We start from the raw sequence: 25020 nt of genomic DNA, 5'->3' as shown, positions 1-25020 counted from the left end.
GATGCTGATTGCAGCCGTCGGAATATTGCTTTCCATTATCGGTATCTTCTCCGTGCGTACCAAAGAGAATGCGAAGATGAAGGACTTGCTGAACTCACTGGCTTTCGGTACTAATCTCAGCTCTATTTTGATAGTTGTCGCCACTTTCTTTATCCTGTGGTTGCTGAAGTTGGACAACTGGCTGTGGATTTCCTGCTCCGTGATAGTGGGTTTGATAGTAGGTATCATCATCGGGCGGTCTACGGAGTACTATACTTCCCAATCCTACCGTCCTACCCAAAAGCTGAGTGAAAGCGGAAAGACCGGTCCGGCGACAGTCATAATTTCCGGTATAGGCTTGGGAATGCTTTCTACGGCTATTCCGGTGATTGCCGTGGTGATAGGTATCATTGCTTCTTATCTCTTTGCTTCGGGCTTCGACTTCTCTAATGTGGGTCTGGGGCTCTATGGTATTGGCATTGCCGCAGTAGGTATGCTTTCTACATTGGGCATCACGCTTGCTACAGATGCTTACGGACCGATAGCTGACAACGCGGGTGGCAATGCGGAAATGTCCGGTCTGGGTGAAGAGGTGCGTAAGCGTACCGATGCGCTTGACTCCTTGGGCAATACTACAGCCGCTACGGGCAAAGGCTTTGCCATCGGTTCCGCCGCTTTGACGGGATTGGCTTTGCTGGCCTCTTATGTCGAGGAAATCCGTATCGGGCTGACCCGCCTCGGGACTACCGAACTGTCGCTTCCTCATGGCGATGCCGTGGCTCTTCAAGATGCCACTTTCTTCGACTTTATGCATCACTACGATGTGACGCTGATGAATCCGAAAGTTCTTTCCGGTATGTTTCTGGGCTCGATGATGGCATTTCTTTTCTGTGGATTGACGATGAATGCGGTAGGGCGTGCAGCGGCCCATATGGTAGACGAAGTGCGCCGCCAGTTCCGCGAAATCAAGGGAATCCTTACGGGAGAAACGGAGCCTGATTATGAGCGTTGTGTGGCAATCTCGACGAAAGGGGCGCAACGCGAGATGGTGATTCCGTCACTGATAGCTATCATTGCTCCGATTGCGACGGGACTTATTTTCGGTGTTCCCGGTGTGCTCGGCCTGCTGATTGGCGGATTGAGCAGTGGTTTCGTGCTTGCCATCTTCATGGCAAATGCCGGTGGTGCATGGGATAATGCCAAAAAGTATGTGGAAGAAGGCAACTTTGGCGGCAAAGGCAGTGAAGTCCACAAGGCTACAGTCGTGGGTGACACCGTAGGAGACCCGTTCAAGGACACATCCGGTCCGAGCTTGAATATCCTAATCAAGCTGATGAGCATGGTAGCCATTGTGATGGCAGGGCTTACGGTTGCGTGGAGTCTGTTCTAGAAAGAGTTTTTCCCCGTATCCCACCAAAGGCGGGTGGCGCCGTTATCTGCGCCACCCAGTTTTTCCGTGAGGGTGGCGTATTGTGCCGGGTCGGCAGTGGCGGCGTCCGTTGAGAACGGAAGGCGGCGGATCATGATATCCGTATCAATCACTTTTCCGGTGTTGTTTTGGACCTTGAAAAGTTTGGGGTATCCGGTACGGCGTTGCTCAGCCCATGCCTCATAACTTTCGGGCCAGCATGCCAGCCACTTCTGGGTAATAATCTTTTCGAGTTTCGTCTCTATGTCTGCATCTTCTTCCCATTTGGGGGATATGGTAATCAAGGCTTTCATGTCCTTGCCTACCTTGCCGCCTGAGACTACATCTTTATAATCGGCAGGGGTTTTGTCGCTTTCCAGATATTCGGAGGCACCGGCACAGTCCCACTGTGTAAATGAAGTACTTACCCCGTATTCATAGCATGTGCGGGGATTCTCTTTGGTATAGCCACGGAGGGCTGCTTCGGCCCTGAGCAGCCAGACTTCTGCCGCACTCATCAATACGGCTCCGGTCTTTTCGCCGATGGTACTTGTGTTGAGGGAAGAGCAAAAACTGTAAATGTTGGCGTCACCGTCTTTCATGGGTAACCCGATGGGAATGCCTAACAACTGTTTTTGATAACCTTCGAGAAGGGCGGTGTTATACCATTTCTTGCCACGCGGGTCCTCATAACCGTTGATAATGGATTCCATCGAGGCATTCATGTAGACTTCACCCCAACCGGCAACGGCACACAAAGGATTGATATAGTTCTTGCCCATTACAGCGATGGTTTCCCTTGCACCTTCCAGTACACCTTGATTGTCATTCAGTGCTTTGGTTGCTTGGTCTTTGGCAAGTGTTGCATCCACATTGGAGATGCGCATGGCAAGGCGCAAACGTAGTGAGTTGGCAAACTTTAACCACTCCTTCAAGGTCTTGCCGTTGGTCAGCATATCATACTCTTTGAATTTGTTGTTGTCACCGCCCTCGTCCAGGTATTCCCTTATCAATTGCTGCCCTTCGTCCAGGTCTGCAAAGAAGCGTGTATAGGCTTCTTGCAGTCCGTAAACCCGGGGTGTCTCACCCAGTTGATGGTAGACCAGCGGACCGTATGTATCGGCAATGCGGTGCATCAGTTCCACTTTCAAAATTTCGGTAATGCCGAGGTAGCCTTTCAAGTTGTCATTGCCATAAAAGTTCTTTTCTGCCTTCTGCACCTCCGTGTAGACATATCCGTAAGTACATTGCCATGCGGCATTGGTCCAGCCTGAGTTCAGGTTGTAGCAGGCGTTGGATTTCATGAATTTAGGAATAGGGTCCATGAAGTAGCCGGAGAACATGTCATGGTTCAGGGATTGTGTCATCTGCCATACCCAATTTAAGCCAACAGAACCTATATTGAAGTAGATACCCGACTGTATGGGTTCGAATGGAGCAGTCAGGTTCTGGAAATCTATTTCCTTTTTGTCGTCCGAGAAACCTCCCTTGATTTCGTTGTCGTTCTCAAAACCGCCGGTGCAAGCTGCAAGCAGCAATATGCTATGGCAGAAAAGGAATATGATGCACTTGTTTTTCATAAGGTATTCATTTTAAAAGGTTAATCTTAGGTTAAAGCCGATATTCCGGGTAGTAGGCATGCCAAACACGTCTACTCCTTGATTGTTGTTGCCTACGGACATTACTGCATCGGGGTCGAACGGTGCTTCCTTCTTTAAGAAACACAAGTTGCGCGCTGCCAATGATACGTCGATTCCCTTTATGAATCTACTGTTTTCCAGTATCGTTTTCGGGAAAGAATAGCTCAGTGATACTTCACGGAGTCTGATGCAGGTTGCGTCGTACATATAATATTCGGAGATGGCATTTCTGCCGCCTACTGCGCTGTAGAATGCTCTCGGGTCGTTGAACTTCTGTCCCTGGTATTCTACATATCCTCGGGCGCGGGCATCTTCGGTGACTTTGGTCACGCCGTTGGCATCCAACTCAGACTGTGTCAGTGACATGACTTCGCCGCCAAAGCGGAAATCTATCAGGAAATAGAGCTCCAGGTCCTTGTAGGTAAGTGTGTTGCTCCATCCCATCGTGAAGTCAGGATTGGCATTCCCAAGCAAATCCTTGTTTCCGGTATTTCCCAAAGGCCTTTTGCTGGTTTCATCAACCATGATGCTGCCATCCTCGTTACGGCGGAAAGCATTTCCATAAATATCCCCCAGGCTGCCTCCTTCTTTGACACGCATCTGATAGCCTGCGTTGAAACCTTCTTCGTAGTAGGAAAATTCCGGATAGTCAGGATGCAGGGTCACTACTTTGTTCTTGTTGGCGGACATGTTGATGAGACTCTTCCACGAAAAGTTTCTGTATAGTAGCGGAGTGGCGTCTACCGTCAGCTCAAAACCCTGGTTACGTATTTTTCCGGCATTGACATACCGGTATTTATAGGTGGAGCCCGTAGGATTGTCCATTCTCAACAACTGGTTCTTGGTATTGGTCTGATACCAAGTGAAGTCTATCCCGAAGCGGTGATGGAAGAAGCGCCATTCTGTACCGAATTCGATGGAGCTGCTGATTTCCGGTTTTAGGTCACCGCGCTGTTCTACGGTATTTACATTGATACTGCCGCCTACCATGATGATGTCTACCGGATTGGTGATTCCTATCGGGAGGTCATTACCGACTTCCGCCCATGAAGCGCGCACTTTTGCAAAACTTATCCATTTGGGCAGGGAGCAGGTTTTGTTAAGAATCCAGGTAGCTCCTATGGAGGGATAGAAGAATCCGGTATTCTTGCTGTCTGTGTGGGCTAATGTGGATGACCAGTCGTTACGTGCGGTAATGTCCAAGTATAGTAGTCCTTTCCAGCCCCACTGCATGGTGGCAAATACTGATTGGAGCGTGCGTTTGCTGTCGATGCTCTGATTTACGGCTGCTTTGGAGTCCATCACTACATTGGGGACGGTAAATACATTCGGTTTGTAGAGGGAAGCAAGCCTTGAGTCTATTGTCAGTGAATTGACTTTACTCATGTTGATGCTGGCTCCCAGTGCCGTATTGAGGGAAAAGTCATCAAATTCCTTGTTGAACAAGACCATTGCGTCACCGTAGACTTGGATTTCCTGGCTGTCCGACCAGATGTAACGTCCGTTTTCCTTGTCCTCGTATTTGCCGGCGATGTTGGGAGCTGTAGTGGCATACATCTTATTGTCGAATTTATCACTGATATAATCCACATTACCCCGTACCTGCAGGTTGAAGTAGTCCGTAATGTGCAGATTGGCTCTGGCCGATGCCACAGCGCGATAACGCTTGTAGCCACTGAGCACGCGGTTTTTCAGCCAGTAGGGATTCTGTCCCCATTCACTGACGGTACCATCTCCATTCTTTTCAATCCAGTTTTGTGTCATCATATTGCGGTCGGCATTCCACGTTTCAAAGTTTTCTCTGTAAGTGCTCATGTCTACGCCACGTGGGAAACTGTACAAGCTGACCAGCGGATTCAGATAATAGCCGCCGGTAGCAGGGGAGTTCTTGACGGTTTGGGTCATTAGTGTTGCAATGCCGTCCAGTTTCAGCTTGTTGTTGAAGAGGCTGGCCGTTTCGTGTAGGTTCAGGTTATTCTTCTGTAGTTTGTTATTGTCCACAATTCCTTTAGCCGTGGTGTTGGCGTATGAGAAATAAGTTTGTACCTTTTCATTTCCGGTAGTGATGGCCAGCGAATTGAAAGTGGTGATGCCATTGCTGAAGAATTCGCCTATGTTGTCATAGTCCGTTACATTGCCTTTTGTACCCCAGCTTGCCGTACCGCCATCTTCGTTCCGGCCGTATGTATTTTGGAATTCGGGGGTACTGATGGCGTGACTTACGGTCAGGTTGGAGGAGAATGTAACGCGCTGCAGTCCGGCCTTTCCCTTTTTAGTGGTGATCAGAATGACGCCATTAGCTGCCTGCGAACCATAAAGCGCGGCGGCAGAAGAACCTTTCAGGATGTTGATGCTTTCTATGTCGTCCGGATTCAGGTTGGAAATCCCGTCACCGGCATCACGGTTCAATCCATCGTAGTTACCGCCGATTACGGTGGAGGTGGATTCTGTTGAGCTGTTCAGCATAGGAACACCGTCAATTACGTACAAGGGCTGGTTGTTGCCGCTGGCAAATGCAGAGCGTGCACCGCGAATGACGACTTTGGCAGAACCTCCTAAATTGGCGGTTTTATTGATTTGTACTCCGGCCGTCTTTCCTGCCAGTGTATTAATCATGTTCGGCTCTTTGGCACGGGTCAGCTCACTGCTGCTTATTTGTTGGGTAGAATAGGTCAATGAGGACATTTTCTTCTGGATACCCATGGCGGTTACCACTACTTGCTCCAGGGCGAGGCTCTTTTCTTCCATCCGGATGTGGAGATTATTTCTACCGTTCAGGGCAATGGTTTGCGGTTCATAACTGATGTAGGATACGACAATAGTGGCATAAGGAGGGATATTCATACTAAATTCTCCTTCGGTATTGGTGATAACACCATTGGCGGTCCCTTTTTCAAGAATGTTGGCACCGATAATCGGTTCGCCTTTGGAGTCCGTCACCTTTCCTCTTACAGTAGCCATTTCCTGCAGAGTGTCTGTCTTATCCTCAGCACTCCTGCTGTTTTTGGTTAAAACGATGTTTTTGCCTTCCATCACATACTTGATGTCTGTCCCTTTGAACATTTGGTCAAGTACTTCGGAAACAGTTTGGTTGCTTGCATTGATGTCGACGGTACGGCGTACATCGACGTTCTGTTTGTTATATACAAATAAGTATTCTGTTTGCGATTCAATTTGCTCGAGAACTTGCCCTACTCTCAGCCGGGCATTTTGAATGCTGACCCTGGCATTCTGAGAGTAGCAGTTCCCGCTGTACACCTGAAATATAACAAGCAGGAGAAGGAATAATGTGATTTTCATAGGTTTGCAATAATTGCTTAAAATCTAATTTTTTTAGATAAAAAAGCCTCATCAACAAAATTTTTCTCATATCTTTGTCACTGTGTTAAGTTAATAAATTGATTAAGGTCGATTTTTGACTGTTTCGGATCGGAAAGTATGGGGGTACTTTCCGATCTTTTTTTCTTACTCATATATAACAATTGAATCCTTTTCTTCGTTGATGCGGAACTTGAAAGGATGGTCTTTCGAGATGGTCCGCAGTATATGTTCGATGCCGTCCTGCTCTCTGAACTTGCCGGTAAAGCTGCCGTAGTTCAGCAGTTGAGGACTGGCAACGGTTATCTTTACATTATAGTATTTCTCCAGTCTACCGAGGATACCGCTGAATGGAGCGTCGTCAAAACAGTATAGTCCCTCTTTCCAGCGTAGATATTCATAGGAAGGAAGGACGGCCTTTCTACATTTTCCGTTTTCATTGAGAAATACCTCGTCTTTCTGCAACCTGGTGATTATCTGGCTGCTGTTGGCCGGATAGATATCGACGATACCTTCCACCAATGTGGTTCCGAACTCATGGCTCCCACTGTAGGCACAGACGTTGAAACTCGTTCCTACAACTTTTACCTTGTTCGTTTCTGTATGTACATAGAATGGGATATTCTTGTTTTTGGCTACTTCAAAGTAGGCCTCTCCGTCCAATTCCACATTTCGTTCGTTGCGTCCGAAGTTGGCGGCATATTTCATGGTGGACTTGGAGTTCAGCCATACGCGTGTTCCATCGGCGAGGGTAATTTGGGCCCGTTGTCCGGCAGGCACAGTGACTGTTTGCAACTGCACCTCCTTGTTATATAAAAAGTCGGAGGTGATGAAATAACCGGCAATGGCGACAATGGTGACGGCGGCTATACGGGCCGCCCAGCGGAGCATCGGCATGATGCGCACCGTTTTCTTTTCATTGTTTCCCTGCTTGTCCGAGAACAAGGAAATGTCGTATATCATGCGCTCTTTCAGGAAGATGTCCCGGTTTTCATCCGAGGCGTCTATCCAGTCGAGTATCATCTTTTCTTCTTCAACGGAAGTAATACCTTTGAAATATTTATATAATAGCTCTTGGTTCATTGTCAATAATTTATTTCTTTTCTAAAACGTGCTCTTTTTACCTTTTGTATATATAACCGGAAAGTGGGCGGTAACCCTATTCCGTAGAAGCATTTTTTAGGATATTAATATTATGAGTATGGTAACAAGATAATCTTTCAGTCTCAGCCGGAGAATCCGCAGCACTTTGGTGATGTGTGCCTCTACGGTTTTAAGTGATATGTCCAGACTATCGGCAATCTGCTTGTTTGCCAGGTTCTGGTATCGGCTCAACATGAATATCTTCCGGCTTTGCTCGGGCATTTCCTGTAAGGTCTTATTTACGATATGCTGTATTTCCGTGTTGAATATCTGGTCCGGTTCGCAGGCTTTCAAGGTGGAGATGCGTAAGTCCAGTTCGCGCAGGTTGTGGCTGCTGATGGTTTCTTCCGCTCGCAGACGCACCTGCTTGTGCTCGAGTACGTGCAGGGCTTTGTTCTTTATGATAGTCAGCAGCAGGGCATGCAGGTTACTGTTTTCTTCCCAGCGGTCTCGGTTTTCCCATAAGGCAATCATGGATTCCATCACAACGTCTTCCGCTTCTGCTTTATCCCTGAGATAAGAATAAGCAAAAGCCAGAAACTTTTCTTGGTTTTCCTGGAAAAAGCGTGAGAAAAGATTCATAGTATGTAGGCTCCTTAAACCGGACATTAATTGAGGTTCTTTATGGAATATAAGGCTTTACATAGCAAAAAAACATAATCTTTTTGGAATATGCAAGCATTATGCCTTGTTTTTTCAGAGCCATTTCTGGCAGTATTGACAAAAAGAAAGCCTGATGGGGTTCCACCAGGCTTTATATACTTAAAGAATAAGAGATTTCTTATTTCTTTTCCGGTCTTTCTTGTCTTTCCGGTCTCGGAAGCAATACTTTGCGTGACAGCTTAAATTTTCCGGTCTTCGGGTCGATGTCGAGAAGTTTTACGTCAATTTCATCACCTTCCTTGATACCGGCTTCTTCTACTGTTTCCAGACGTTTCCAGTCGATTTCGGAGATATGGAGCAAGCCGTCCTTACCCGGCAGGAATTCAACGAATGCACCGTAAGGCATAATGGAGCGTACCTTGCCTTTGTAGACTTCGCCTACTTCGGGGACAGCTACAATCCCTTTGATGATACGCATAGCATCATCGATGCTCTTCTTGTTGGTACCGGCGATTTCGATTCTACCGATGTTGTCCACTTCTTCAATAGTAATGGTAGCACCGGTTTCTTCCTGCATACCTTGGATAATCTTTCCACCAGGGCCGATGACAGCACCGATGAATTCCTTGGGAATGGTCATTGTCTCGATACGCGGAGCGTGAGGTTTCAGGTCTTCGCGAGGCTCGGCAATGCACTCGGTGATTTTGCCCAAGATATATTCGCGGCCTTCTTTAGCCTGCAGCAATGCCTTTTCGAGGATTTCGTATGACAGACCGTCCACTTTGATGTCCATCTGAGTGGCGGTGATACCGTCTTTTGTTCCGGTCACCTTGAAGTCCATGTCGCCCAAGTGGTCCTCATCACCGAGGATATCGGACAATACGGCATATTTGTCTTCGCCTGCATTCTTAATCAATCCCATGGCGATACCTGATACCGGTTTCTTGATTTTCACACCTGCATCCATCAATGCCAGAGTTCCGGCACATACGGTAGCCATGGAAGAAGAACCGTTTGATTCGAGGATATCAGATACCACGCGTACTACATACGGATAGTTTGCAGGAATCTGACCCTTCAATGCACGCCATGCCAGATGGCCGTGGCCGATTTCACGACGGCCTACACCGCGCTGTGCCTTGGCTTCGCCCGTAGAGAACGGAGGGAAGTTGTAGTGCAGAAGGAAACGTTCTTTTCCGTGTTCCAATACGTCGTCGATAATCTTCTCGTCCAACTTGGTGCCTAAAGTCACAGTAGACAAAGACTGTGTTTCGCCACGTGTAAAGATAGCGGAACCGTGAGGGCCGGGCAGGTAGCTGGTCTCACACCAGATAGGACGGATTTCGGTCGTCTTACGTCCGTCAAGGCGCTTGCCTTCGTCCAGAATGGAACGGCGCATCGCCTCTTTTTCCACATCGTGATAGTAACGGTCGATGAGGGCTGCCTTTTCTTCCAGTTCTTCTTCGGAGAACTGTGCCTTGAATTCTTCGCGGATGGCATCGAAAGCATCCATGCGTTCGTGCTTGTTCTTGTTTCCGGAAGCGGCAATGGCATAAGCCTTGTCGTAGCAAGCGTCGTGAACGGCCTTACGGAGTTCTTCGTCGTTCACTTCGTGGCAATATTCGCGTTTCACGGTAGAGCCTACTTCTTCTGCCAGTTCCATCTGTGCCTTGCACTGAATCTTAATGGCTTCGTGTGCGGCCTTCATCGCTTCCAGCAAGTCCTGCTCGGAAACCTCGTCCATTTCGCCTTCCACCATCATGATGTTTTCGTAAGTGGCGCCCACCATCAAGTCCATATCGGCTTGTTCTAGTTGTTCGAAGGTAGGGTTGATGACGAATTGTCCGTTGATGCGTGCTACGCGTACTTCGGAAATAGGTCCGTTGAAGGGGATATCTGAAACTGCAAGTGCGGCAGAAGCTGCGAGTCCGGCCAGAGCGTCGGGCATATCTACGCCGTCTGCTGAGAAAAGAATGATGTTTACGTATACCTCTGCATGGAAATTATCAGGGAATAAGGGGCGGAGAGCACGGTCAACGAGGCGGCAAGTGAGGATTTCGTAGTCAGAAGCGCGTCCTTCGCGCTTTGTGAAACCGCCGGGGAAACGTCCGAATGCGGAGAATTTTTCTTTGTACTCTACCTGTAATGGCATGAAATCTGTTCCGGGAACTGCGTCCTTGGCGGCACAAACAGTAGCTAAAAGCATGGTGTTGCCCATACGAAGCATTACAGAACCGTCTGCCTGTTTTGCCAGCTTTCCCGTTTCGAGCGTGATGGTTCTGCCATCAGGAAGCTCGATCGTCTTAACAATTGGGTTAATCATAAAAAATGTTTTATATCTAATTTTCTTTCAAAATTCGTGCAAAGATACATAATTTATTCATGTAAAATGGTGGGAATGAGATAAAAAGTTTGTATTTAGTTGTTTTTTGCAGTTTTCTATATGGAAGAACGAGGGAAAATGCTTTGACTGAACTTGAAAAGAAGTATATTTGCAGGCACGTTTGCAAAACAAAACTGAAGATACGATATGAAGAAAATCTTTTTTATGGCACTTGCTGCAATAGCATTGGGTGCATGTAATTCCGAACCGAAATTCAAAGTAGAGGGTGAAGTGTCTGGTGCCGACGGCAAGATGCTTTATTTGGAAGCCTCGGCATTGGAAGGTATTGTTCCTTTGGATTCTGTAAAACTGGAAGGGGATGGCTCTTTCCACTTCAAGCAGGTACGTCCGGTGTCTCCGGAATTTTACCGTCTGCGGGTAGACGACAAGGTTATTAATTTCTCGGTAGATTCGACGGAAACGGTTTTGGTAAAGGCACCTTATACCGATTTCGCCACTGCCTATACAGTGGAAGGTTCTCCGAATAGCTCGAAGATAAAGGACTTGACGCTGAAGCAGATGAAGCTTCAGGATAATGTGAATGCATTGCTGCAGTCGGTGCAGGCACATAAGATAGGTGCCGATGTTTTTGAGGACAGTCTTGCCTCTTTATTGAAGAACTATAAGGATGAAGTGAAAATCAGCTATATTTTTGCCGCTCCCAATACGGCTGCTGCCTATTTCGCCTTGTTCCAGAAGTTGAATAATTATTTGATTTTCGACCCTCTGAACAATAAGGAAGACATTAAGTGTTTTGCAGCCGTGGCAACCAGCCTGAACAATTATTATCCGGATGCCGACCGCTCCAAGAACCTCTACAATATTGTGATAAAGGGAATGAAGAATACCCGTACTCCGCAGCAGAAGGTGGTGGAAATCCCCGAAGAGGCAATTTCCGAAACCGGCATCATCGACATTAACCTGCGTGACATGAAGGGCAATACACGTAAGTTGAGCGAACTGAAGGGCAAGGCTGTTATTGTGGACTTCACTGTTTATCAGAGTGCCGTTTCTGCTACACATAATTATATGTTGCGCGACTTGTACGACAAGTATGCCGCCCAGGGATTGGAAATCTATCAGGTTTCTCTGGATGCAGACGAGCACTATTGGAAAACAACTGCCGACAATCTACCTTGGATTTGTGTGCGCGACGGCAATGGAATTTATTCGTCTATAGCGGCTTCTTATAATGTGAAGAATGTGCCTTCTGTGTTCCTGGTCAACAAGAACAATGAGTTGAGTGCCCGTGGAGAGAGCATTAAAGACCTGGAGGCGGCAGTGAAAGCATTGCTGTAACATGTTATAAATAAGAAGTTTTCGTTTAAATATGTTACAAAGCAGCCTTTTATGCTTGACACGCATTGTATAAAAGGCTATCTTTGCAAAGGAAAATCGGAAAGAGGGTTCCAGCATGCTGACCATGTTGGAATTCTTTTTTGTTTATAGTACCATTAAAAACTAACATAACATTTAAGGAGGAAAAAGTATGGCTTATATGTCAGAAGACGGCTACAAGAAATTGATGGCCGAATTGAAACACCTGGAGACGGTGGAACGTCCCAAAATATCGGCTGCCATTGCCGAAGCGCGTGACAAAGGTGATTTGTCGGAAAATGCAGAGTATGACGCTGCCAAGGAAGCTCAAGGTATGCTTGAGATGAAAATTAACAACTTGAAGCTGACCATTGCCGACGCTAAGATTATTGATGAGTCGAAGTTGAAAACCGATTCTGTACAGATTCTCAATAAGGTAGAGCTTAAGAACGTGAAGAATGGCATGAAGATGGTTTATACCATCGTTTCCGAAAGTGAAGCCAATCTGAAGGAAGGAAAGATTTCCGTCAATACTCCGATTGCACAAGGTCTGCTTGGCAAGAAAGTAGGTGACATCGCAGAAATTAAAGTTCCGCAGGGCATGATTAACCTGGAAGTAGTGAACATATCCTTTTAAAGGAAGGCAGGTCCGCATACGGGCTTGCCTTATTTTATAATTTATAGCTATGGCAACAATATTCAGTAGAATTATCGCAGGTGAAATACCTTGCTACAAGGTGGCGGAGGATGACAGATTCTTTGCGTTCCTTGACATCAATCCGTTGGTAAAAGGTCATACATTGGTCATTCCCAAGCAGGAAGTGGATTATATCTTCGATTTGAACGATGAGGATTTGGCGGCGATGCATGTTTTCGCCAAGAGAGTGGCGCTTGCCATCGGCAAGGCCTTTCCGTGTAGAAAGGTAGGAGAAGCGGTATTGGGGCTGGAAGTGCCTCATGCGCACATACATTTGATTCCTATGCAGAACGAAAAAGATATGCTTTTCTCCAATCCCAAACTGAAACTGACGGACGAAGAATTCAAGGCTGTGGCAGAAGCTATCCGTGCAGTGCTTTAATCGGTTTATTTTCCTCCCCTAAATAAACGGAAGCGGGAGTTGGACTTCATCCAGCTCCCGCTATTTTTTTGCCTTCGGCACCTATCCTTTAATTTTTAATTTAAATGTATTCCTCTCCCAGTTTTATCTGGGCATCATTCACATATTTGCGGATGGTATGTTCTTCATCTTTCTTGCAAATCAGTAATACATTGTCCGACTCGGCTATGAGATAACCTTCCAAACCGTCGATAACTGCAAGTTTGTTGTCGGGCAGCACCACGATATTGTCTTTGCTATTATAAATGAGGGATTTACATTTTAAGGCTACATTGCCTGCTTCATCTTTGGGAGACAAATCATACAAAGACCCCCAGGTTCCTAAATCAGACCAGCCGAAATCGCCTAATGACACATATACATTGTCTGCCTTTTCCATGATGCCGAAGTCTATGGAGACATTGGGGCAAGCAGGGAAGTTCTCATCAATGAATTGTTTCTCTTGGACTGTTCCATACACATCTTTGCCGGGGGCCAGTTTGGAAGTCAGCTCGGGCAGCAGGGCTTCGTTTGCCTTGATGATGGTATTTACGTTCCACATGAACAGACCAGAGTTCCAATAGAATTCTCCACTTTCCACGAATACTTTTGCCAGTTCCAGTTCGGGCTTTTCAGTGAAGGTTTTTACCTTGTAGAAATTATCACCGGCGGCTTCGGCTATTTGTATATAGCCATATCCGGTTTCCGGACGGTTGGGCTTGATGCCGAGTGTCAGCAGATTGTCCGATTGGGAAACGAAGTCCAGCCCTTTTTCGATAGCTGCCAGAAATTCGCCTTCCTTCAGGATTAAGTGGTCCGAAGGAGCTACCACTATATTGGCGTTCGGATTCAAGGCGCGGATATGATAGGAAGCCCACGCAATGCAGGGGGCTGTATTCCTGCGTGTCGGCTCCAGTAGAATCTGTTCGGGTTTAAGTTCGGGAAGCTGTTCTTTTACAAGGTCGGCATACAAGTCATTTGTTACGATAAGTATATTTTCCATGGGGATTACCTGCTTGAAGCGGTCGAAGGTTTGCTGCAGCAAGGAACGTCCCGTACCGAAGAAATCCAGAAACTGTTTTGGAAGTGTCTTGCGGCTGAATGGCCAGAAACGGCTACCGATTCCTCCGCCCATGATTACACAGAAATTATCCTTATTGGTTACCATGCTATTGATTTTAAAAGTTTCTGCTAATGTACTGCATATTTTACAAACAAGGAATGATTCAAGCAGGTTTTATCGTTTTTTTCGCCTTTTTTTAGGAAAAGTATTGCAGGTTTAGAAAAAAGCTGTATCTTTGCACCGCATTTGAGAAGTCAAACATGCCCAGATGGCGGAATCGGTAGACGCGCTGGTCTCAAACACCAGTGGATTCACTTCCATCCCGGTTCGACCCCGGGTCTGGGTACGAAATAAAGAAGCGGGGAAAGTTTTAATGCTTTTCCCGCTTTCTTTTTATACTTATCTTTATGCCCTTTGCTCATGGGAACAGATATCTGGCAAGAGATAGAAGTACTGAATCAAGAATTTGTGAGGCTTGGTATCAGTCAGTCGGTAGACTATGAAAAGTACTACCTCTATTCGCTTATTACCCATTCTACTGCTATTGAGGGCTCTACACTTACCGAATTGGATACCCAGTTGCTTTTTGATGAGGGGGTAACAGCCAAAGGAAAGCCGTTGGTCTATCATCTGATGAATGAGGATTTGAAGAAGGCATACGAACTCGCCAAAGAAGAAAGTGCACAAAATGCGGAAATTACGCCTGTTTTCTTACAAAAATTGAATGCTGCTCTAATGCGTACTACTGGGAGTGTATATAATGTAATGGGCGGTTCTTTTGATTCTTCTAAAGGTGAATTTCGTTTGTGCGGCGTTACTGCTGGGGTGGGCGGGTGTTCTTATATGAGCTATCCTAAAGTTCCCGCTAAAGTAGAAGAACTTTGTTCTATATTGAGAGAAAAGCAAAAGAATATGGAAACATTTCGGGAACGATATGAATTGAGTTTCAATGCTCATCTCAATTTGGTAACCGTTCATCCGTGGGTAGATGGCAATGGGAGAACGGCTCGTTTGTTGATGAACTATATCCAGTTCTGCCATCATCTTTTTCCGACGAAAATCTTTAAAGAAGATAGGGGCGATTATATTCTTTCTTTGCGGCAGTCGCAAGAAGATGAGAACAGTCAGCCTTTCTTGGACTTTATGGCAGCGCAGCTGAAAAAATCATTTGCGTCAGAGATTGAGAAATACAATACTGGACGTAAAAAAGGTTTTAATCTCATGTTTTGAAAAGCGACGATTCCTTCCTGATAAGCTCATATAGGCATTAGCTGATTGTGCTGTATCATCCTTTTGTATTGGGTTATTCTCAAAATATTCTCTTCTCGGCATTAAATACAAAATAATGGGTGTAAAATGCAAATTTATTTCGTAGATACTGTTTTCGCATTTATTTTTTTCTAAATTTGCAGTAGCTGGAATCTTATCTAACTATTTAATTATTAAATGTTTGCCAATTATGACAAAACATGTTCCTCTTTTTTTACCTCTCGGAAGTATTCGGTTACTGACGATATTCTTCTCTTTTTGTATAATCTTTGTTCATCCGGCATTGGCTGACAAAATGGCTGAAAGCCCCGAACTTTTCGATACTGCTTTCACCTTGCAGGAAAGGCTTGATATTCCCGACGGGTTTGTTCAAAGAGAGATGGTCTATATTTCCATTCTTTTAGGTACATTGGTGCTGTGCCTCTTCTTTTTCTTCATGCAGAGGCAGATGAAGAAATTGAGGGAAAGGGACCGGGAGAGGTATCTGCAACTGTTGGAAGGCATTCTTGATAATCTTCCCATTGCGGCAAAAGTGAAGGATGTGAATGATGGGATGCGCTATACTTTTTGGAATAAAAAGGCAGAGGAACTCTTTGAATGTTCGGCCAGAGAGGCTATAGGCAAGACGGATTTTGAAACAATGCCAGAGGCTGCGGCTTTAATTAGGAAGGAGGATGAAGAGTTGGTCAAGACGGGGATTCCACAAGAAGGTATACGACGTTTTTTTACCAAGAAGAACGAGGAGCGGTTTACCTTCCAGAACAATAATTTTATAAAGCTTTCTGATGGTCGCAAGTGGATTGTTTATACTGCTTGGGACATTACTGATTTGAAAATCATGGAGCGCAAGCTACGTCTGGCCAAAGAGGAGGCTGAGGAGTCCAACCGGATAAAATCGGCTTTCCTAGCCAATATGAGTCATGAGATACGTACTCCGCTCAATGCAATAGTTGGTTTTTCGAGTATTTTGGCCACGGAAGTGTCTGAGGAAGAACGGGTGGAGTATCTCGATATTATAGAGCGGAATAATGAACTGCTGTTGCAGCTCATCAATGACATTCTGGATTTGTCGAAGATAGAAGCCGGTACATTGGAGTATGTCTATGCTAACGTGGATATCAATAAAATGGTGTCCGAGATAGAGCAGGCTACAAGTATCAGGCTGACCAATAAAGACGTGCGTCTGGTCACGGTTACGCCATTGCCCGGTTTGCTGCTGTATACCGATCAGCGCAGAATTACTCAGGTATTCAATAACTTCATCAGTAATGCGCTGAAGTTTACTGCTGCCGGTAGCATTACCATTGGTTACGGAATGCCCGAAAATAGCTATATCCGTTTTTATGTCACCGATACCGGGACGGGGATATCATCTGAGAATGCGCAGGGGATTTTTAACCGCTTTGTGAAGCTGGATTCCTTTAAGCAAGGTACCGGACTGGGACTGGCCATTTCGCAAAACATTGTGAAGGAACTGAAAGGAGAGATAGGGGTGGAGTCACAGTTGGGCAAGGGCTCCACTTTCTGGTTCACGTTGCCTTTTTATAAGATGGACGCGCACCGTTCTATCTTTCCTTGATGCTGCAAGCTCAATCCAATGAAGGGACATCGATTGTCTGGCTTTCCTCGTTCCAGTTGTCAAGGGTGAATTCTCCGGATGATTCTTCGGAAAAGATGTCTCCCAGAGTGAGGGTCAGGGTCAGTTTGGAGTTTGCTTCCAAAGGTCCGTTCAATGTTTGCTTGAAACTTTTCACGTTTCCATTTTTCAGTATGATGCTCATCTGGAATTCCGGTTTCCCGAAAGAAGGGAAGAGCATGACGGTGGCGTTGCTCATTTGTGTACCGTCGACGGAACGGACCAGAGGGAAGGCTACTGTGCGTGGGCTTCCTTGAGGAGCGGCGGTGTAGAAATTCAGTTCTCCAGCAATATTGGTGATGCGCACCACCATGCTGTCGATGCTCGAACTGAGGATGCCGTTGTTCTTGTCCTTGATGATTACTTTCAGTCCGGTCACTACCCGTTTGAGGGATGCTTTCAGGTCCTCACTTCCAATGTTGGCAGGCTGGACGGCGTGTACCAGGTCGAATACCGGATAATAGGTTGTGTCCGCTTCCATTTTGAATAGGGAGAAGTGTTGCCGGGACATGTCTTCGCCTAAGATGTAGACCGGGTCCCTCATGAGAGGATGTGCATAAATCGGCTCCTCGTATTTAGGGGTTCCCCAATAAATCATGTTATAGAGACCTGCGGGTAAGGATAACTCTCGATTGACGCCATCGTTATAGAAAGCTCCGTCTTTAACTTGGTAGTAACCGTAAAAAGGTGTCAGCTTCCGGTTTATGTAGTTTCCATAATAAATAGAGGTGCCCGCCTTGCAGGGCATGATGGTCAGTATGCCGGTCAGCGGGCTTTGTCCGCTTTCTGTGGACACGTCCATCAAAAGTCGTGGTGATACCAACTCACTGCTTTTTTCTATCTGGGGCGGATTGTCATCGGCGCAGCTTGCCACGATTGCGGCAAGTACTGCAAATACTACTAATTTTTTCATTATCTGTTAAGCTTTAGGTTGTTCTTCCTTGAGAACGTTTTTAGAAAGAAATGGTTCTTTGTACTCCGGAGAAAGTATATTGGGGATGGAAAAGTGAGGTGAAACCAATTCCGGTATTGAGGGGAATGGGAAGAATAGCCCCTCTTCAAAAGGCTTAGAGAAGGGACGGAAAACAAATTATACCTTTTTTAGTAACATTTTAGAAGCCTTGATTAACGAAATCATATACTCTTCGTAACAATTTCTCGACATTCTTTTCTTGTTCCTCCATACATTTGCATCCGAGTTCTTTGGTATTAATTGAAGAACACAATGAATCTTTGATATTAACCATTAAATAATGTACAATGAGAAAAACATTCTTGGAAAAGTGCATAAATCTGCGTTTATGCCGTGTTGCATTGGTACTTTTGTTTCTTGTACCTGCAATCAGTAGCCTGCAGGCTAATCCTTCTCAAAACAAGACCATTTCGGGTGTTGTGACATCGGCTACGGATAGTGAGCCGTTGATAGGTGTCAGCGTGCAGGTGAGAGAAACCGCTACGGGTGGAATTACCGACATTGATGGCCGGTATTCAGTAAGTGCCCAACAAGGGCAGACACTGGTGTTTTCTTACATCGGTTATCAATCACAGGAAATCAAGGTAGGTACTTCTTCCGTCATCAATGTGGTGCTGAAGGAGGACACGGAAATGTTGGATGAAGTGGTTGTAGTGGGCTATGGTGTCCAGAAGAAGAAATTGGTGACGGGTGCCACTGTTCAGGTGAAGGGTGACGAAATAGCCAAGATGAATACAACCAATCCCTTGCAGGCTATGCAGGGACAGACACCGGGTGTAAGTATTGCTTCGACTTCCGGTCAACCGGGTGCTGACATGAAAGTGAGTATCCGTGGTCTTGGTACCGTGGGAAATAGTGCTCCTCTTTATCTGATTGATGGTGTGGGTGGTGATATTTCTACTTTGAATCCTGCCGATATTGAAAGTATAGATGTACTGAAAGATGCGGCTAGTGCGGCTATCTACGGTTCGGCCGGTGCTAATGGTGTAGTGCTTATTACTACCAAGCAAGGGCGCGAAGGTAAAGCGCAGATTAGTTTCGATGCTTATTATGGAATACAGAATGTAGCTCGTAAGGCTAATATGCTGAATGCAAAAGAGTATATGGCCATTATGGATGAGCAGGCTTTGAATAGCGGACTTTCGGCTTACGATTGGAGCCAATACCAGTCTATTTACGATGCCAATGGCAATGTGTATGATACGGATTGGGTAGATACTATGTTCAAAGATAATGCCACAACGGAGAGCTATACGCTGGGTGTCACTGGTGGAAGCGCAACTTCCACTTATGCCCTTTCGTTAGGATATATGAGTCAGGAAGGTATTGTCGGCGGTTCGGATGTGTCTAACTATTCGCGTTACAATTTCCGTGTGAACAGCGAGCACAAACTTTTCAAGGATATTTTGAAAGTGGGCGAGCAGGTGAGTTTTGTATATAAGATGAATAACGGTATCAGTGTAGGCAACCAATATAATAATACCTTACGCGGTGCATTCGGAACATCGCCTATCGCTCCTGTCTATAGCGATAATAATCTTTATGATTCGCCTTACAATGACACCAGTACCAGTGACTGGAATAAAGGTGATGGAAACCCTTATGGTTTAATGATGACCGACAGCAACAATGAGAACAAAACGGCTACTTTTTCCGGTAATGTTTATGCTGAATTGCAGCCTGTCAAGAATTTGAAGATAAAGTCTGTATTCGGTGTGGTTTATGGTTCCAGCGAATACCGTAGTTTCAAGCCTCTCTACAAGTTCAGCCAATATATATATAATGAAGAACGTACTACCGTATCTCAAAATGCCAATCACTCTTTGGGTATGACATGGACCAATACGGCTTCTTATGACTGGACTATGGGAGAACATTCGTTCAACGCCTTGCTGGGTATGGAAGCCTATCGTTACGAGGGCACTTATATCGAAGCTAAAAATGGTATGTTGAAAGAAGGTTTTGATGATTGGGAGCATGCTTTTGTGGGCAACGGAACGGCCTCCGATTCGACCAACGGCTTGGGTGCCAGTGGCAATCCGCATACCGAGAGCCGCAAGGTGTCCTATTTCGGCCGATTGGGTTGGAACTGGAAAGAAACTTATATGGTCAATGCTACTTTGCGTGCAGACGGTTCGAGCAACTTTGCCAAAGGCAACCGTTTTGGTTACTTCCCTTCGGTATCGGCAGGATGGACCATTACTAACGAAAAATTCATGGAAAGTACGCAAAACTGGCTCGACTTCCTGAAAATACGTGCCAGCTGGGGACAAGTGGGTAATGCCAACATTGACGCATTCCAATATCTGGCTCCTATCAAGAGTACCAATACACACTATCTTTTCGGCAGCGGTTACGGCGACTCGGATGCTGCGGCACAGCTCGGAACCAACTGGGGAGCTTACCCTAGTCGTCTGGCTAATGCTGACATCAAGTGGGAGACTTCACAGCAGACCAATATCGGTCTTGATGCCCGATTCCTCAACAGTCGCCTGGGTGTTAATTTCGATTTCTACATTAAAGATACTAAAGACTGGCTCGTGGTGGCTCCTATTCTTGCTACTGCCGGAGCAGGTGCTCCTTATATTAATGGCGGTGGAGTGAAAAACACCGGTGTGGAACTCAATCTTACTTGGAATGACCAAATAGGCAAAGACTTTAGTTACAATATCGGTATCAACGGTGCCTACAATAAGAATAAGGTCGGAGAGATTCCTAACGACGATGGTATCATTCATGGCTCTACCAACCAGTTGTATGACAATACTCCTGAATTCTATCGTGCCGAGAATGGTAAGCCTATCGGTTATTTCTATGGTTTCAAGACAGCAGGCATATTCCAAAACAATCAAGAAATAGAGGATTGGATTAAGGCTGGTAACGGTGTGCTGCAAGCTGACGTACAACCAGGTGACGTGAAGTTTGTGGACATCAACCATGACGGACGGGTGAACGAGCTTGACAAGACCGATCTTGGTAACGGTATTCCTGATTTCACTATGGGCTTCAATCTCGGTTTCAACTGGAAAGGACTTGATTTCTCTGTAGTGGCCAACGGTGCTTTCGGACAGCAGATTGTCCAGAGCTATCGTAACCATACCTCCAAGCAAGCCAATTATACTACTGCAATTTTAGGACGTTGGACAGGAGAGGGAACCAGCAATCGCATACCTCGTGTCACAGACCAGAATCTCAACTGGCAGTTCTCAGACCTCTATGTGCAGGATGGTGATTACCTGCGAATCAGTAACATTACTTTGGGCTACGACTTTGCCAAGCTACTGAGATGTAAGGTCATCAGCCAGTGCCGTATCTATGCTCAGGTACAGAATGCGTTCACATTTACCAAATATGACGGCATGGATCCGGAAATAGGTTATGGTCCCGAAGGAGATAACGGACAAGGTTGGGTATCGGGCGTTGATTTAGGTTATTACCCCCGTCCCCGTACCGTATTGTTTGGTGTTAACTTGAAATTTTAAAATATAGACTGATATGAAGAAAAACAAAAATATATTTATGGCAAGTGTCCTGCTCCTGAGTTTGGGACTGGCTTCGTGTACCGACAGTTTTCTCGATGTTACGTCGAAGACTGAATCTTCAACCGGTACATTCTATAAGACTGAAAAAGATGCTTATCGTGCTCTGATAGGTTGTTATGATGGTTGGCGCCAGACTTCATCAGCCATGATGGTAGGGTTTTATATGGCTTCCGAGGTGATGAGTGCCGAGTGTTTTGGCGCTACCGGAAATGCCGATGGACGTGGCTATCAGGCCATTGACCGTTTTGACATCTCCCAATCGCCGGCTGACCTCAACCTATACGAAGGTGACTGGAAAAATTATTATGCGGGCGTCTATCGTTGCAACGAGCTGATAGCTCATGAAGAGCAGATTGTATGGAATGAATCGGATAGCAAACGTGGTATCTATATGGGCGAATGTCGTACGTTGCGTGCATTGCTTTATCTGGATATGGTTCGTTTATGGGGGAATATCCCACTCTTTCTGGAACCGGTAAACGAAAATCGCGCTCCTTCACCTGCCAAAGAGGTGTTCAGTGCCATATTTACTGACTTAAAATATGCTATCGAGAATATTCCCGGTGACGCTTATCCCAAGGCCGACTATACCAAGAACGACGGACATATTACAAAATATGCCGCCGAGGCTTTGCTGGCACGTGCCTATCTTTTCTATACCGGATATTACGGTGAAGAACCTGTAGAGGTGACTCGTGCCGAAGCTTTGGCTGCTGTAGAAGACGTAATCGCTTCAGGAGAATATGGTTTGGTACCGCAATTCAAGAATTTATGGCCGGCTTCTTCTGCAAAAGTGGCCGAAAAAGGAGACTATGAAACTTTGAAGGGTACATATGCCGGTGATGGAAACAAGGAAACCATTCTTGCGTTGAAATTTACCGCTACTCAGGATTATAACGGGAATAATGACTCCAACCGTTGGCAGGTGATGTTGGGTATGCGCCAGCTTAATGCTGCTCCCTATTGCAAGGGATGGGGCGCATTGACGGTAAATCCTGATTTTGTGGAAGCGTTTCCCACTGGTGACCTCCGCCGTTCGGCTTCTATCATTGATTTGGTAGGGGAAGGAATCACCGGTTCGGCCGACTTTACCACCAGTTTTAATGACTGGCGTGAATATACCGGCTATGCTGTGAAGAAGTATGCTCCCCTTTGCTATGCCGATGGAAGCCATGCCGGTAAGCAGGATGGTAGCGGTGACTTCCAGACACAGAACCGCCAAGACTACGTTATTATCCGTTATGCCGACGTATTGTTGATGGCCGCAGAACTGGGTAGCCCCAATGCGCAAACTTATTTCGACCAAGTGCGTAAGCGTGCTTATCAGGTTGATGACAACGGAACAGTATCGGCCAACTATCAAGCTAAGAGTGTGTCTCAACAAGCTATTATGGAAGAACGTCGTCTTGAATTTGCTTTTGAAAGCATTAATTATTGGGATCTCCTGCGTCAAGGTATAGACGTGGCAGCCGAGAAGCTCGCCTTGAATGGTGTCAAGGTGAAGAGTGGAGGCGCTGATGATGCAATAACCATACGGGTCGACCGTGTGAAAGCCACCAAAGGCTTGAGCCAGATTCCTTATAATCAAATTAACCTTTCACAGAGTGTACTTGTGCAGAATCCCGGATGGTGAGTACCATTAATAGAGTAAATAAAAAATAAAAACAATAAGATATGAGACTTAAATCATTCTTTTCCATATTGGCAGGAGCGGCTTTGATATTTTCCGCTTGCTCGCCCGAAGAGTACGAGATGGGGGCAAAAACCTATGTTTCCGATGATTTGGTGGAAGGTATCGCCTATACGGTGACCCCTGATGCCAATGATCCTAATACGATTCATCTGACTTCGCTCATCAAGGGAGCCACTCCCTTGTGGGTCACTCCAAGCGGTCCTTCTCAAAAGACCACTCTTGACTTGGCACTTCCTTTTGCCGGAGAATATAGCGTGACTTTCGGCGCTTCCACACCGGCAGGTCCGGTATATGGCGAACCATATACCTTCAAGGTAGAGACCAATAACTTTGCCATGCTCGAAGACCCTATCTGGGCTAACCTTGCAGGTGGAGTGGGCAAGAGCCGTAAGTGGGTTCCCATTGACAAGAACTTTGGTATTGGCCGTTGTTCGGGACCGGTGATGTACATGAGCCACACTGATGTGAAAAATGATGGAAGCAATATTACCGACCTTATGATTGGTAGCGCCAATTGGGCTCCCAACTGGGATCCGGGTATCCAATCGTGGCTCATTCCGGCAGACGACCCCTATTTCCAGTCGTACATCACTTTCGGCCTGGATGCTGTGAAAGGCTGTACGGTGGAACTTCATCGGGTGGCTGCTTCGGGCACGACGGATGCCACCGGAACTTTCAACTTGAATGTGTCTGACCCGAAACGCCCTGTCATATCTTTCTATGGCGGTACCTATTCATTGCATAACGAGGGTTTTGATGATGTCTGTTCCAACTATACCAACGACATCAAGATTATAGAATGTACTCCTTATCTGCTGCAGGTAGCTACGATGCGTACCAATAGCGAAGGTCCGTGGTGGCTGGTGTGGAACTTCATTTCCGAAGAGGCTTATAATGACCCCAGTATCATACCGACTGAAGATCCGGGTTTGCTTCAGCCTGCCGAAGTACAACAGCCTGCCATTGAAGATTTGGCAACCAAACTGTTCACTACTGAAATCAACGGTGTCACCTATGTGGGCAATGAGGCACGCTTCCTCATCAATGATGAAGAACCTTATGACTGGACATGGTGGAATGGTGGTTCTGCTGCTTGGGAAAGCGTAGTGAAGGGACAGTACGGTTCTTCATGGGCACCTGTGGCCGATGCTTCCATTGCCGACTATGAGCTGGTATTGAGCAGCACGGCCGATGGCTACAAATGGGATGACGGTACCAATGCCGGTAAGCTTGCCATTGAAGACGGCAAATTGAAATTTATGGATGCCGACGGCAATCCGGTTGAGATAACCGTCCTCACCGCTACCGGTGATAAGCGCACGGTGGAAGTGAAGGGAAGCGAGTTTACCGTAATGGCTTGCGATGTCACCAGCTCTTTCCAGATGGGTGTGCCTGCAACGACCAATGACAAGGGAGCCGTGGATTCTTATCTTTGTGCCAACCTCAACTACAAACCTATCGCTACCGGACCTACCGGGCCTACTGAAATCAAGGTAGACAACAGCAAGGTACAAATTCTTTTCGGTGACGGAAATCCCGATCGTTTGCGCTTGCAGTTCTACAATCCTTGGGGCGGTGGTGACGCGGGATGGCCGATCGACATCACGAAGGTGAAGTTGAAAAAGAACCAGACGCTGAAGATACAGTACAAAGTGCTGAGTGGAATCACTTGGAACGAGGGCGCGACTCCTAAGACCGTGATTATGGACAATAACATCGGAAATGCTTGGGAAGATGACTGCTACAACTTGGCTCATGCCGTGGCCTTTGATACTGCCGAAGGAGCTGTACAGACTGTGTCCGTGACCAATACCACCGGTGCTACTGTGACTTACGAAGGAAGCAGTTGTATCTGTATCGGTATCCAGAATAAGGGACTTGCTACTGTGGCTGCCACCGAAGACGGACAGCCGGATGTGAAGGTTGAGATAATTTCGATGACCATTGAATAACCAC

16 protein-coding genes and 1 tRNA gene are annotated in these 25020 nt (G+C 46.2%); 10 read left to right on the top strand and 7 right to left on the bottom strand.

What is annotated here, in order from left to right; all coding sequences use genetic code 11:
- Positions 1-1369 (top strand): sodium-translocating pyrophosphatase (locus tag ABUA47_RS05665; RefSeq protein ID WP_349831455.1); only part of this gene is annotated, 1369 nt, incomplete at its 5' end.
- Here the strand turns inward: ABUA47_RS05665 and ABUA47_RS05660 are convergent.
- From ABUA47_RS05660 to pnp, 5 genes are all read right to left on the bottom strand, one after another.
- Positions 1366-2967: a SusD/RagB family nutrient-binding outer membrane lipoprotein gene (locus tag ABUA47_RS05660; protein WP_009037366.1), complete on the bottom strand. Its 1602-nt coding sequence runs from the start codon at positions 2965-2967 to the stop codon at positions 1366-1368. The genes ABUA47_RS05665 and ABUA47_RS05660 overlap by 4 nt on opposite strands.
- 12 nt (positions 2968-2979) lie before the next feature.
- On the bottom strand, positions 2980-6327 hold the full coding sequence (locus ABUA47_RS05655) for a SusC/RagA family TonB-linked outer membrane protein (protein WP_035447711.1): 3348 nt from the start codon (positions 6325-6327) through the stop codon (positions 2980-2982).
- A 165-nt stretch (positions 6328-6492) separates the two neighbouring features.
- Positions 6493-7428, bottom strand: a complete 936-nt coding sequence (locus ABUA47_RS05650; RefSeq protein ID WP_008661980.1) for a FecR family protein — start codon at positions 7426-7428, stop codon at positions 6493-6495.
- Positions 7429-7524: 96 nt separating this feature from the next.
- A complete protein-coding gene (locus ABUA47_RS05645; RefSeq protein ID WP_005833682.1) occupies positions 7525-8097 on the bottom strand; it encodes an RNA polymerase sigma-70 factor in 573 nt (190 codons plus the stop codon).
- A 172-nt stretch (positions 8098-8269) separates the two neighbouring features.
- Entirely contained in the window at positions 8270-10414 is a 2145-nt protein-coding gene (gene pnp / locus ABUA47_RS05640; RefSeq protein ID WP_005824386.1) for a polyribonucleotide nucleotidyltransferase, read from the bottom strand.
- A gap of 207 nt (positions 10415-10621) precedes the next feature.
- On the opposite strand from pnp, the gene ABUA47_RS05635 reads away from it, so the two are divergent.
- The 3 genes from ABUA47_RS05635 to ABUA47_RS05625 all read left to right on the top strand — a co-directional run bounded on the left by ABUA47_RS05635 (position 10622) and on the right by ABUA47_RS05625 (position 12870).
- Positions 10622-11773: a thioredoxin-like domain-containing protein gene (locus tag ABUA47_RS05635; RefSeq protein WP_005824390.1), complete on the top strand. Its 1152-nt coding sequence runs from the start codon at positions 10622-10624 to the stop codon at positions 11771-11773.
- Between the two features lie 190 nt (positions 11774-11963).
- Positions 11964-12428: a transcription elongation factor GreA gene (gene greA / locus ABUA47_RS05630; RefSeq protein ID WP_005824394.1), complete on the top strand. Its 465-nt coding sequence runs from the start codon at positions 11964-11966 to the stop codon at positions 12426-12428.
- A 49-nt stretch (positions 12429-12477) separates the two neighbouring features.
- Entirely contained in the window at positions 12478-12870 is a 393-nt protein-coding gene (locus tag ABUA47_RS05625) for an HIT family protein (RefSeq protein ID WP_005824396.1), read from the top strand.
- 100 nt (positions 12871-12970) lie between these two features.
- Here ABUA47_RS05625 and ABUA47_RS05620 read toward each other — a convergent pair whose 3' ends face one another.
- Positions 12971-14056, bottom strand: a complete 1086-nt coding sequence (locus ABUA47_RS05620; RefSeq protein ID WP_005824399.1) for a mannose-1-phosphate guanylyltransferase — start codon at positions 14054-14056, stop codon at positions 12971-12973.
- A 157-nt stretch (positions 14057-14213) separates the two neighbouring features.
- Here ABUA47_RS05620 and ABUA47_RS05615 point away from each other — a divergent pair.
- The 3 genes from ABUA47_RS05615 to ABUA47_RS05605 all read left to right on the top strand — a co-directional run bounded on the left by ABUA47_RS05615 (position 14214) and on the right by ABUA47_RS05605 (position 16799).
- A tRNA-Leu gene (locus ABUA47_RS05615) sits at positions 14214-14297 on the top strand.
- 74 nt (positions 14298-14371) lie between these two features.
- Positions 14372-15181, top strand: coding sequence for a Fic family protein (locus tag ABUA47_RS05610; RefSeq protein ID WP_034525383.1), 810 nt, complete (start codon positions 14372-14374; stop codon positions 15179-15181).
- A 229-nt stretch (positions 15182-15410) separates the two neighbouring features.
- Positions 15411-16799 (top strand): PAS domain-containing protein, encoded by a 1389-nt coding sequence (locus tag ABUA47_RS05605; RefSeq protein ID WP_035447713.1) that lies wholly within the window; start codon positions 15411-15413, stop codon positions 16797-16799.
- A gap of 10 nt (positions 16800-16809) precedes the next feature.
- Here ABUA47_RS05605 and ABUA47_RS05600 read toward each other — a convergent pair whose 3' ends face one another.
- Positions 16810-17769 (bottom strand): FimB/Mfa2 family fimbrial subunit, encoded by a 960-nt coding sequence (locus ABUA47_RS05600; protein WP_005833650.1) that lies wholly within the window; start codon positions 17767-17769, stop codon positions 16810-16812.
- 347 nt (positions 17770-18116) lie between these two features.
- Between ABUA47_RS05600 and ABUA47_RS05595 the strand changes: the two genes are divergently transcribed.
- Genes ABUA47_RS05595 through ABUA47_RS05585 form a run of 3 tightly spaced genes read left to right on the top strand, consistent with a single transcriptional unit; the run spans position 18117 to position 25016 of the window.
- On the top strand, positions 18117-21311 hold the full coding sequence (locus ABUA47_RS05595) for a SusC/RagA family TonB-linked outer membrane protein (RefSeq protein WP_005824407.1): 3195 nt from the start codon (positions 18117-18119) through the stop codon (positions 21309-21311).
- Positions 21312-21324: 13 nt separating this feature from the next.
- A complete protein-coding gene (locus ABUA47_RS05590) occupies positions 21325-23004 on the top strand; it encodes a RagB/SusD family nutrient uptake outer membrane protein (RefSeq protein WP_005833645.1) in 1680 nt (559 codons plus the stop codon).
- A 41-nt stretch (positions 23005-23045) separates the two neighbouring features.
- On the top strand, positions 23046-25016 hold the full coding sequence (locus ABUA47_RS05585) for a hypothetical protein (RefSeq protein WP_005824411.1): 1971 nt from the start codon (positions 23046-23048) through the stop codon (positions 25014-25016).
- Positions 25017-25020: the final 4 nt, after the last annotated feature.

Origin of the sequence: Bacteroides sp. RTP31139st1_H2_RTP31139_211217 (assembly GCF_040227615.1) — a bacterium.
GTDB classification, from domain to species: Bacteria; Bacteroidota; Bacteroidia; order Bacteroidales; family Bacteroidaceae; genus Bacteroides; species Bacteroides uniformis.
This window is presented reverse-complemented; position numbering and strand designations above follow the sequence as displayed.